This window comes from Rhodococcus sp. AZ1 (assembly GCF_054979605.1).
In genome coordinates this window covers 23,084-34,655 of record NZ_JBUEQF010000012.1, presented here as the reverse complement: position 1 = coordinate 34,655, position 11,572 = coordinate 23,084, and the positions used below count along the sequence as shown (strand labels likewise).

Genomic DNA, 11,572 nt, shown 5'->3' with positions numbered 1-11,572 from the left:
GAATTCGCCGGGTGGGCGACCCTCGCACGCTCGATGCGTCTGCTCACCTCCTTCCGCTTCGAGCAGAGTGATCCCGCACGGTTCTACGGCGGCGTCGCCGTCGACACCGCCGAGATGGTGCGACGGCTGGTTCCCGGCGGGATCGACGGGGCCGTGGTTCTCGACGTCGGTGGTGGCCCGCAGTTCTACGCCGAACCCTTCGCGCAGCTCGGCGCGCGCTACATCTCCGTCGAACCCGATGCCGCCGAGATGCACGCCGGCGGCCTCGACCTGCACAGCACCCTGCGTGGATCGGGTACGGCCCTGCCGTTCGCCACGAACTCCGTCGACGTGTGCCTGTCGTCGAACGTCGCCGAGCACATTGCGCAGCCGTGGGTCATGGCCGAGGAGATGCTGCGCGTGACGCGTCCCGGCGGCACCGTGGTGCTCTCGTACACGCTGTGGTGGGGTCCGTTCGGCGGCCACGAGACCGGACCCTGGCACTTCCTCGGCGGCGAACGTGCGGCCCGCCGCTACGAGAGGCGGCACGGCCACGAGCCGAAGAACAGGTACGGCCGCTCACTGTTCCCCATCCGCGCCTCGCAGGGCCTGCGGTGGGCGACCACGACGACCGGGGGAACGCTGGTGAGAGCGTTCCCCCGGTACCACCCGCACTGGGCGTGGTGGTGCGTGTCGATCCCGGTGGTGCGTGAGGTCGCGGTGAGCAACCTCGTGCTGGTGCTGCGGGCGCTCTGATCAGGCGGCGGCGATCCCGTAGCTCTCGGGGAAAGGCGGACACATGACGGTCGTTGCCCTCGACATCGGCGGAACCAAGCTCGCAGCAGCGACGGTTCGAGGAGACGGCGACCTGGCGCAGGTGACAACCGTGCCCACGCCCCGAGACCACGTGTGGGCGGCGTGCGAGCGCCTGCTGCGCACGGTCGCTGGAGACCCGAACTCGGTCACCGCCGTCGGGATCGCCTCGGCAGGTCCCGTCGACACCGTGTCCGGGTCGGTGGGGCCGGTCAACATCGCCGAGTGGCGCCCGGCATTCCCGATCGTCGACGCCGTACGGTCGCTGTTCCCGCACGCCACGGTGGAACTGGCCATCGACGGGGCCTGCGCCGCCCTCGCCGAACACCGTCACGGAGCGGGCCGCGGCGTCGCACACCTGCTGGGCGTCGTGGTCTCCACCGGCGTGGGCGGCGGCATCGTCCTGGACGGGCGGGTGTCGGGCGGGCGCACCGGTAACGCCGGCCACATCGGCCACATGCCGGGCCCCGGAGGTGACGACCCCTGCCCCTGCGGAGCGCGCGGGTGCCTGGAAACCATTGCCAGCGGACCGAGTTGCGTGCGGTGGGCGCTCGCACACGGATGGACCGCCCCCACACCGGACGGCGTCGCCCTGGCGGCCGCGGCCCGAGCGGGTGAGCCGGTCGCGGTGGCGGCCCTCGCGCGCGCCGGACATGCCCTCGGCACGCTGATCGCGGCGTCGGCGTCACTGCTCGACGTCGAGATCGCCGTGGTGGGAGGTGGCTTCGCGGCCGCCGGAGACGCCCTGTGGGAACCACTGCAGCAGGCCGTCGCCACCCATACGACCCTGTCGTTCCTGTCCGAGTTCCGGGTGGTGCGCGCGCAACTCGGTGGGCTGTCGACGCTCGTGGGAGCGAGTTGTCTGATCGAACGCTAATGTTTCGACCATGGCAGGCCCCGGGGACGACGACGCTGTCAGCGCTGTTCCCGCGTTCGTCGCTCACGCCGTCGCAGCGGTGGCCGTCACGGTCGCCGCCGTCGTCACCGCGTCGCCGTCGATGCTCGCCGTCGCCACCGCCTCCTGGGCCGACACCGGACGCCAGGGCTTCGCGTACACCGCAACGCGGCGCTCACGTGAATCGACCGATCCGTTCGGCGCCTCCCGCTCGGCGTACGTCCGCTCGATGTTCGTCGCCGTCGCCCTCTACGCAGCGGCGGCGGCCTTCTCCTTCACCCGTGGGATCTCCGCGCTGGCCGACCCCGTCGACACGACGTCGTTCGCTTTCGCCTACGCCGCCCTCGCCGTGGCAACCGGACTTGCCGTGCTCTCCGTGCGCCAGGGCTACGTCCGCCTGCAGATCGAGGGTCGCCGTGCCCACCGCGACCTGCTCGAACAGGCGCTGAGCATCTCGGACCCCAGTCCCCGCGCGGTGCTGTTCGACTCCGTCGTCACCGTGGTCGGTCCGGTACTCGCGGTCGTCGGTGCGCTCGCCCACCAGCTCAGCGGCAACGCCGTCCCCGACGCCCTCGCAGCCCTCGCCATCGGCGCTCTTCTCGGCTACGTGGCCATCACCCACATCACCCGAAACCGGCAGCTCCTGCTCGGCAACTCCGCCTCACGCAGACTCCACGAGGCCGGGACGGCCGCCATCACCAAGCTGACCGAGGTCGACAGCGTCTCGTTCTTGAGAATGGAATACGTCGGCCGGCGCCAGGTCTTCATCGTCGCCGGTGTGGGTCTGGTCGGGGACTACCGGGGCGCGCGGGTCGCCCAGACCCTCCGCTCCCTCGAGCGTCGCCTCGAGGCGAACCCCTACGTCGCCAGGGCCATCCTCACCCTCACCTGACCTCGACCCGTCGCAACCCCGCGTATCCGTACCCAATGTGACATTCGGTCATCCATGGTGACCAACTGTCACATTGGGTACAGAAACCGGGGAGCGCGCTCAGCCCAGGCGCTGCTTGAGGGACTCGAACTCGTCCCGGATGCCGGTGGGGAGCTTGTCGCCGACGAAGTCGAACCACTCCTCGATCAGCGGGATCTCGGCCTTCCACTCCTCGGAGTCCACCTTCAACGCCTCGGCGACGTCGGCGGGATCCACATCGAGACCGCTCACGTCGAGAGCATCCGGGGTGGGGACGACTCCGACGGGGGTCTCGACGCCGGCGGCCTTGTTCTCGATGCGCTCGATGATCCACTTCAGGACGCGAGAGTTCTCGCCGAATCCGGGCCACAGGAAGCGCTTGTCCTCACCGCGGCGGAACCAGTTGACGTAGAACACCTTCGGCAGCTTCGACTCGTCCGCGCTCTTGCCCAGGTCGATCCAGTGCTGGAAGTAATCGCCGACGTTGTAGCCGAGGAAGGGCAACATAGCCATGGGGTCGCGGCGGATGGTGCCCACGGCGCCCTCGGCCGCGGCGGTCTGCTCGGAGCCGACGGTGGCGCCCATGAACACACCGTGCTGCCAGTCGCGGGCCTCGGTGACCAGCGGCACCGTGGTCTTGCGGCGGCCGCCGAAGAGGATCGCCGAGATCGGGACACCCTGCGGGTCCTCCCATTCGGGAGCCATGATGGGGCACTGCGACATCGGCACGCAGTACCGCGAGTTCGGGTGTGCCGCCGGGGTTTCGGAGTCCGGGGTCCACTCCTTGCCCGTCCAGTCGATCAGGTGCTGGGGGTCGCCTTCGAGGCCCTCCCACCACACGTCGCCGTCGTCGGTCAGTGCGACGTTGGTGAAGACGGAGTTGCCCTGCTCGATGGTCTTCATGGCGTTGGGGTTGGAGTCCCAGTTCGTGCCGGGTGCGACACCGAAGAAGCCGTACTCGGGATTGACGGCGTAGAGCCGGCCGTCGGCCCCGAAACGCATCCAGGCGATGTCGTCACCGAGGGTCTCGGCGCGCCAGCCGGGGATGGTGGGCTGGATCATCGCGAGGTTGGTCTTGCCGCACGCCGAGGGGAAGGCGGCAGCGATGTAGTAGGCCTTGTCCTCGGGGGAGATCAGCTTGAGGATCAGCATGTGCTCGGCCAGCCAGCCCTCGTCGTGGGCCATCGCCGACGCGATGCGCAGCGAGTAGCACTTCTTGCCCAGGAGGGCGTTTCCGCCGTATCCGGAACCGTAGCTCCAGATTTCACGGTCCTCGGGGAAGTGGGTGATGTACTTGGTCTCGTTGCACGGCCACGGCACGTCCGCCTGGCCCTCCTCGAGCGGTGCACCGAGCGAGTGCAGCGCCTTGACGAAGAACCCGTCGGATCCGAGCTTGTCGAGCACGTGCGATCCCATGCGCGTCATCACGCGCATCGAGACCACGACGTACTCGGAGTCGGTGAGCTCGACCCCGAGCTTGGGGTCCTCGGCGTCGAGGGGGCCCATGCAGAAGGGGACCACGTACATGGTGCGACCGCGCATCGACCCGCGGTACAGGTCGGTCATCAGGGCGCGCATCTGCGCCGGGTCCATCCAGTTGTTGGTGGGGCCCGCACCGTCTTCGGTGCGCGAGCAGATGTAGGTGCGCGACTCCACTCGGGCGACGTCGGACGGGTCGGAATTGCCGAGGAACGAGTTGGGCTTCTTCTCGGCGTTCAGACGGGTGAAGGTGCCGGCCTCGACCAGCTGGTCGGTCAGACGCTCCCACTCCTCGTCCGAGCCGTCGGCGAACACCACCCGGTCCGGTTGCGTCAGCTCTGCAACTTCCTGCACCCACGCCAGGAGCTCGGAGTGCGTGGTGGGAAGGGTGCCGCCCAGACCGGGGATAGTCGCGGTCATCTGTGTCTCCTCGAGGTCGAGCCCCGGCGTTCGTCCTCGCGCGACCTGCGGATGCTGGTGCTCCGAGCGACCGGGAACAAGTAATGCCAGGTTAACGGTGGGGGGTGCCGATCGAATAATCGGACCGTGTCCGATCTGTCACATGACCGATTCAGCACAACCGGCCTTGTGGCGTCTCACACTCAGAGGTGACCCTCGTCGGTGACGTGCCATCCACCGTCGATTCCCGACGTCAATTGCCAGGCCACACACCGACCGTCCTGGTCGATCGTCGAGATGTGATCGGCGTAGCCGTTGCCGTCCAGATCCGACAGCAGCGCCAGCCCGCCGTCCGCCCGCTCGAGCATCACGGAGTCGGCAATGCCGTCGCCGGAGAGGTCGGTGACGGGATCCACCACCGCGAACGCCTCCGCCCCGCCACGCCCGTCGTGGGACATGGTGTCGGGGTGGGCGCTGGGATCGAGGTACTCGGCGGGCATGGTCACACTCCACATGTCGGGCAGGCGGGCGGGGGACTGTCGGGCAGGCGGGCGGGGGCGAGCTGAGACTCCTATCCGGTTGGACGCATCCCGAGCCCGAACGGTTCCATCAGCCCGGCGGAGCGGCGGCTGGGCGAGCGGCGGCGGTCCGCAGGGCGTCGGCGCCGCGCTCGAGGGCGGCGAGGTCACGTTCAAGGGCGGCGCCGCGGCCCAGGCCGTCCGCGGAGAGCACCCGGATGCGCTCGTCGATCCGGGCGATCTCGGCGTCGACGCGTGCACTCTCGGCGCGATCGGCGCTGTTGAGCGCATCGACCAGATCCGCCTCGGTGGTCAGCAGCGTCGACAGAGCTACCTGTTCCCACCTCGATCGGGCCTCGACCAGCGCGTCGTTGACCCATCGACGCCGACGGGCCCGGCCACCGGCGCGAACGCGCAGCCCGACGGTCGTGGCGGCGATGAGCACGGCACCGACCACCGTCGCAGTCACCATCGCGGTGGTGCCGACGGCCAGCAGCGACGCCAGCACCCGACCGGCACCGGCACCGGCCGACAGACCGAGGATCGCCGCGAGCCACTCGTCCCCAGCGGCGACGTGGCGCGGCGGGGGCGGGGCCAGCGTGGTCGACGGGGCCAGCGTGGCCGACGGGCCCGTGGTGGCGGGCCTCGTGGGTCGCTCGACCCCGGACCGCGCGGTGAGATCGACGACCGCGTCGTCGAGCCTTCGCCCGAGACGGGTCGCGGCCAGGGCGAGTTGCTCGCTCAGGTGCTCGGGCGCGGTGACGGCGGGATCGGCGGCGAGGTCGCGCACCGCGGCACCGATCTCGTGGGTGAGTTCCACACGCAGCACCGCCGTGCGAGCGCGCACCGCCGCGACGCGGTCGCCGCGGCGCCCGGTGCGTCCGGTGAGCAGGTCGGCGCGGGTCGCGCGAGCAGACTCGAGCTCGGCCCCACCGGTGCCGGCCCCGGCTGCCGAGAGTGCACGACGGGCATCGGTGAGGGTGCGGTGCAGCCCGACGGCCAACGATCGGTGCGGCCAGTTCCCTTCGGCGAGGGCGGCGGCCAACTCTGCCCGCAGACCTTCGAGGTCGGTGGGGAGCACATGCAGCGGTGCCTCCGCGAGAGCGGGCACGTAGCGGCAGAGCAGCTCACGCGTGCGATCGACCACCGCCTGCCCGCCCAGCAACTGCCCTACCAGCGCCTGCCCGCCCAGCAACTGCCCTCCCAGCGCCTGCCCTTGCGCTGGGGAGCCGGGGGGCTCGGCCAACGCCACCACCACGCGCACGGCCTCCGGGAGTGTGCGCAGCTCGGCCAGCACGGCGCGGCCGGGTGGCACGGCGGCTTCGAGAACCACGAGCAGGACCGTCGCCATCGCCGGCTCGCACCGCTCGACCGTCGACCCGTGCACAGCGGCACCCCCGAGCGCCTGCGCGAGCACAGTGTCACCGTCGAGTCCGGGGCGCGCGTACACGGCCACCCGGGCGCCGCGGGTGGGGTGGGCGAGTTCGTTCTCGAGTCTGCCGACGCCGCCGGGATTCCATCGCCGCAGCACGCGGGCGAACTCCGCGGTCAGCATCGGGCGCGCACCGCGGACGTTGCGGGGTGTCGCAGGAAGGTCTCGACCGCGTCGCGGACGCCGGGTCGCGCCGCGCCGGCGATGCGGGCGGTGTCGATCAGGGCGCGGGCCCGGCCGAGGTCGACGTGCGTGCGCGCACGGCGCACGGCCGCGCTCAACTCGATACCGGCGACGGGCCGGCCTGCGGGGTCGACGGGGACGGCGACGGTGGCGAGGACCGGCAGGTCGGACAGGTCGGGCGGAACCGCGCCGCTGCCGCACCGGGTGACCGCGACGACGGTGGTCGCGCTGTCGCGACCGGCCAGCACGGCGTGATCACACGGATGCGCGGCTCCGGAGATCACGTGCACCAGGATGTCGACGCCGGAGAGGTCGGGATCGGGATGTTCCGGGGAGTCGACGCCGGGCACCTCGTCCACCGGTCCGATGGCGGGGTCGAGCAGGCCCTGCACCGTACTCTTGCCCACCCCGGGGCGGCCGGTGACGGCGACCACGACCGACGAGCCGTGGCCGGCGAGTGCGTCTGCGAGGGCGTCCGCCCCGGTCAGAGCAGCGGCGCGCCGCAATTCGTCGACACTGTCGCCGTCGAGCATCGCTGAGAATCTCCCCGCCCCGACGCCCCCGCATCGGCCGGGGAGATTCTCACATACCGGACGGCGACGGGCCGCTCGCACGACGACGACCCAGGGGTCGACTCGACAAGTCTCAAGTACAACTTCAGACCCGGGTGTCACATCGTCGGCCAATGAGGGACAATGGCACGATGACCGACTCGTCTCGCGTGGATACCCGGCTGCCCGAGGGTGCCCGGCTCTACCCTCGCGTCACGAGTTTCCGCTCGCGCCGGGGCGCCCTCACCGAGCCACAACAGCGCTGCTGGGATGCGCTGTGGCCGACCATCGGGCGCGAGGTGCAGGACGTGCCGCTGGACCCGGACGCCTGGTTCGGGCGATCCGCGCCGCTGGTGATGGAGATCGGCTCCGGCACCGGCACGGCCACCGCGGCGATGGCCCTGGCCGAGCCGGACGTGAATCTTCTCGCCGTCGAGGTCTATCGGCCGGGCCTGGCCCAGACCCTGCAACTGATCGAGCGCCACGCCATCACCAACGTGCGGGTGCTACGCGGCGACGCCGTCGACGTGCTCGAGAACATGGTGGCCCCCTCCTCGCTGGCCGGTGTACGGGTGTACTTCCCCGACCCCTGGCCGAAGGCGCGCCATCACAAGCGTCGTCTGTTGCGGGCGGAGACCTTCTCGCTCATTGCCGATCGACTGGTCGAGGGTGGCGTGCTGCACGTGGCCACCGATCACGCCGAGTACGCCGAATGGATCCTCGAGACGGGCAACGCCGAACCGGCGCTGCGGCCACTCGATCGGGACAGCTCCCCCATCGGCACCGACCGTCCTGTCACCAAGTTCGAGGACAAGGCCCGACGCGTCGGCAGCGCCGTCACCGACGTTCTCTGGGAGAAGAGCACCCGATGACCGACAGTGACCTCGCGCTCCACCCGGCGCCGACCCCGCCCGCAGTGAACACCTCACCTGCGCGGGTTCTTCTGGTCTGGGACGCCCCCAACCTCGACATGGGGCTCGGGGCCATCCTCGGCGGCCGACCCACCGCAGCTCATCGCCCCCGGTTCGACGCCCTCGGACGCTGGCTCCTGGGCCGCACGGCCGAACTGTCCACCGGAACCACCGGGGCCGTCGAGCCGGAGGCGACGGTGTTCACCAACATCGCCCCCGGCAGCGCGGACGTGGTGCGGCCGTGGGTCGAGGCGTTGCGCAACGTCGGCTTCGCGGTGTTCGCCAAACCGAAGATCGACGAGGACAGCGACGTCGACTCCGACATGCTCGCCCACATCGAGTTGCGGCGGCAGTCCGGTCTTGCCGGTGTCATGGTGGCCTCGGCCGACGGCCAGGCTTTCCGCGGACCACTCGAGGCCATCGCGGCCGACGGCGTCCCCGTTCAGGTTCTCGGTTTCCGGGAACACGCGAGCTGGGCGGTCACCTCGGACCTGCTCGACTTCGTCGACCTCGAGGACATCGTGGGCGTGTTCCGCGAACCATTGCCGCGGGTGAGCCTGGATTCCCTGCCGGACACCGGTGCATGGCTGGCGCCGTTCCGCCCCCTGTCCGCCCTTCTCGTCGGTCGGCAGCCGGCAGCCCAGCAAGGAGTGTCGTAAGTGTTCTCGAGTTTGGGCGTCATCGTCCACAAGTTCCGATACACGGTCATCGGGGTCATGGTGGCCGTGCTGCTGGGTCTGGCCGGGTACGGCCTGTCGCTCGAGGAGCACCTGAGCCAGAGCGGGTTCACCGATCCGGGATCGGAGTCGGTCAAGGGTGCCGAGCTGTTCGAGGCCCAGTTCGGCCGTGACGCCACCGGCGACGTGGTCGCCCTGTACTCCGCACCCGACGGCGGGAGCGTCGACGACCCCACCTTCTACACCAAGGTCGCGGCCGCGCAGACGCAGCTGATCGCCGACCACGGCGACAAGATCGCCAAGATGAACGTCAGCTACTTCCAGAACAAGCTGCCGGCGCTGGTCACGCCCGACAAGAAGCTCGCGTTCGCCTCGTTCGCCATCGTCGGCGACAACGACACCGAGCTCGCCCGCAACTACAAGGACGTCAAGAACGAGTTCGGCATCGACGGGGTCAACGTCCAGCTTGCCGGCCTGCAGCCCATCGCGGGCGCCCTCAACGACACCATGGCCAGCGACGTCCGACGCATGGAACTGATCGCCATCCCGGTGGTGGGAGTGCTGCTGTTCTTCGTCTTCGGCGGTGTGATCGCGGCGATCCTGCCCCTGGTGGTCGGCGGTCTGACGGTGATCGCCGCGAACGGCCTGGTGCGGTTCTTCACCAACTTCGTCGAGGTCAACACCTTCGTCGCGCCCGTGGTGTCCCTGATCGGGCTGGGCCTGGCCATCGACTACGGGTTGTTCATCGTCTCCCGGTTCCGGGAGGAACTCGGCGACGGGTACAGCGTGGAGCAGGCGGTGCGCCGATCGGTGATGACCGCCGGGCGCACGGTGCTCTCGTCGGCGATCATGATCATCACCAGTCTCGCGGGCCTGATGCTGTTCCCGCAGGGCTTCCTCAAGTCCGTCGCGCTCGGCGGTGTGGCCGCGGTGGGTCTGGCGGCGATCACCTCGATCACCGTGCTGCCGGCCATCCTCTCGATTCTCGGGCGTCGGATCGACGCACTGGGTCTGAAGTCGATGCGTCAGACCAAGTCGTCGGAGGAGATCGAGGCCAGCATCTGGGGTCGCCTCACCCGCTGGGTGATGCGCAACCCCGTCAAGGTCGTGCTGCCCATCGTGGCGGGCCTGCTGCTGCTGGCGCTGCCGGCCGGCAACATCACCTTCGGCGGCATCAACGAGTCGTATCTGCCGCCGTCGAACCCCACCCGCGTCGCCCAGGCCACCTTCGATGCCAATTTCCCTACCTACCGCACGCAGCCGATCAAGATCGTGCTGCAGAACGCGCAGGGTCCGCAGATCGGCGCCGTGATCCGTGAGGCCTCGGCTGCACCGGGGCTGGTGGAGAAGTTCAAGATCGATCAGAACTCCAACGGCATCACCGTGCTCTCGGCCGGCCTGACCGACCGCAACCTCGGTAAGGACGCCATCGACTTCATTCGCGCTCTGCCACCACCGGACGGGGTCACCCTCTACGTGGGAGGCACCCCTGCCGTGGAGCAGGACTCGATCAACGCACTGATCGATCGACTGCCGATGATGGCGCTGATCATGGTCACCATGGTGACGCTCCTGATGTTCCTCACCTTCGGCTCCCTGGTGCTCCCGATCAAGGCCATCCTGATGACCGTGCTGGGGCTCGGTGCCACGCTGGGCATCCTGACGTGGATCTTCGTCGATGGCAACGGCGCCGGCCTGCTGGACTTCACCCCGGGCCCGATCATGGCCCCCATCCTGGTTTTGATCGTGGCGATCATCTTCGGACTCTCCACCGACTACGAGGTGTTCCTGCTCTCCCGCATGGTCGAGGCTCGCGCCCGGGGCGCCAGCACCGCCGAGGCCATCCGAGTCGGAACCTCGCACACCGGGCGCATCATCACCGCGGCCGCGCTCATCCTGATCGTGGTCACGGGGGCCTTCGCATTCTCCGACCTGGTGATGATGAAGTACATCGCCTACGGCATGATCGCCGCGCTCATCATCGACGCCACCCTGATCCGCATGTTCCTCGTGCCCGCCACGATGAAGATGCTGGGCGACGACTGCTGGTGGGCGCCGGCCTGGATGCAGCGCATCCAGGCGAAGTTCGGACTCGGCGAGCCGATCCTCGACGACGAGCGCCTTCCGGAGAACATCCCCGACCTGGAAGGGATGCCGATGATGGCCGGGGTGGGCAGCGAGCCGCTCACCCAACCCATCCCGCGCATCGCCGCCGCGATCGCCGCAACCCGGGCCACTCCTGTGCCCGGACCGCCCGCGCAGCGACGAGTCGACGAACCGCGCCGCTCGGCCACCGGCCGCCCGCCCGTGGCTCCGCCCGACATCACCGGTGGATCACCGATCGTGCCCGCGACCTCGATCCCGGCTGCACCCACACCGACCACCGCGGCGCCCGTCACACCGGCGCCGGTACCCTCCGCGCCCGTCACACCGGCGCCCGTACCCTCCACGCCCGTCACACCGGCGCCAGTCGCATCCGCGTCCACCCCGCCCGCGTCGATCGGTCCCGCACCACGGCCGATCGAGAGCTGGCTCGCCGAATTGCGGGCGCCGGCCGCACAGGCGAACAACGGTGACCACGTGCCCAACGGTGAGACGCGCAATGGTGAGACGCGCAATGGTGAGGCGCGTAACGGGAACCACCCGGCGCCCGGTGCCATCGGCGGCCGTCGACACCTCGATCACGACGACACCCACCAGGCGTCCGACGACCACGATCACGGTGAGACGAACGGTCGATCCAACCGCCGCCACCTCGGCGAATCGGCCGGCGCCATCAGCGTCAGCGAACTGATCGCCCGGCAGCGTCGGGGCTGACGCCAGTC

General features: G+C 69.8%; 10 protein-coding genes. 6 read left to right on the top strand and 4 right to left on the bottom strand.

The genetic code is table 11. The features are described from left to right. The first annotated feature begins 33 nt into the window (after positions 1-33). The 3 genes from ACY48E_RS14330 to ACY48E_RS14320 are packed head-to-tail and all read left to right on the top strand — an operon-like array spanning position 34 to position 2,579. Entirely contained in the window at positions 34-735 is a 702-nt protein-coding gene (locus ACY48E_RS14330; RefSeq protein WP_462872937.1) for a class I SAM-dependent methyltransferase, read from the top strand. Between the two features lie 43 nt (positions 736-778). Next, positions 779-1,669 (top strand): ROK family protein, encoded by an 891-nt coding sequence (locus ACY48E_RS14325; protein WP_462872892.1) that lies wholly within the window; start codon positions 779-781, stop codon positions 1,667-1,669. A gap of 10 nt (positions 1,670-1,679) precedes the next feature. Then, the gene (locus ACY48E_RS14320) at positions 1,680-2,579 is read left to right on the top strand and encodes a cation efflux transmembrane domain-containing protein (protein WP_462872891.1); all 900 of its coding nucleotides are present in this window, start codon (positions 1,680-1,682) and stop codon (positions 2,577-2,579) included. Positions 2,580-2,678: 99 nt separating this feature from the next. Here the strand turns inward: ACY48E_RS14320 and ACY48E_RS14315 are convergent, their stop codons facing one another. From ACY48E_RS14315 to ACY48E_RS14300, 4 genes are all read right to left on the bottom strand, one after another. After that, positions 2,679-4,496 (bottom strand): phosphoenolpyruvate carboxykinase (GTP), encoded by a 1,818-nt coding sequence (locus ACY48E_RS14315; RefSeq protein ID WP_462872890.1) that lies wholly within the window; start codon positions 4,494-4,496, stop codon positions 2,679-2,681. Between the two features lie 182 nt (positions 4,497-4,678). Then, positions 4,679-4,975, bottom strand: coding sequence for a DUF6802 family protein (locus ACY48E_RS14310; protein WP_462872889.1), 297 nt, complete (start codon positions 4,973-4,975; stop codon positions 4,679-4,681). 109 nt (positions 4,976-5,084) lie between these two features. Then, positions 5,085-6,548 carry a hypothetical protein gene (locus tag ACY48E_RS14305; RefSeq protein ID WP_462872888.1) on the bottom strand — a complete coding sequence of 488 codons (1,464 nt, stop codon included), beginning with the start codon at positions 6,546-6,548 and terminating at the stop codon, positions 5,085-5,087. After that, positions 6,542-7,141: a hypothetical protein gene (locus ACY48E_RS14300; protein ID WP_462872887.1), complete on the bottom strand. Its 600-nt coding sequence runs from the start codon at positions 7,139-7,141 to the stop codon at positions 6,542-6,544. The genes ACY48E_RS14305 and ACY48E_RS14300 overlap by 7 nt, the downstream gene beginning before the upstream one ends. A gap of 152 nt (positions 7,142-7,293) precedes the next feature. On the opposite strand from ACY48E_RS14300, the gene trmB reads away from it, so the two are divergent. Genes trmB through ACY48E_RS14285 form a run of 3 tightly spaced genes read left to right on the top strand, consistent with a single transcriptional unit; the run spans position 7,294 to position 11,564 of the window. Further along, a complete protein-coding gene (gene trmB, locus ACY48E_RS14295; protein WP_462872886.1) occupies positions 7,294-8,031 on the top strand; it encodes a tRNA (guanosine(46)-N7)-methyltransferase TrmB in 738 nt (245 codons plus the stop codon). Next, the gene (locus ACY48E_RS14290; RefSeq protein WP_462872885.1) at positions 8,028-8,729 is read left to right on the top strand and encodes an NYN domain-containing protein; all 702 of its coding nucleotides are present in this window, start codon (positions 8,028-8,030) and stop codon (positions 8,727-8,729) included. Before trmB ends, ACY48E_RS14290 begins: the two co-directional genes overlap by 4 nt. Further along, a complete protein-coding gene (locus ACY48E_RS14285; RefSeq protein ID WP_462872884.1) occupies positions 8,730-11,564 on the top strand; it encodes an MMPL family transporter in 2,835 nt (944 codons plus the stop codon). It abuts the gene before it with no gap. The last annotated feature ends 8 nt before the right edge of the window (positions 11,565-11,572 follow it).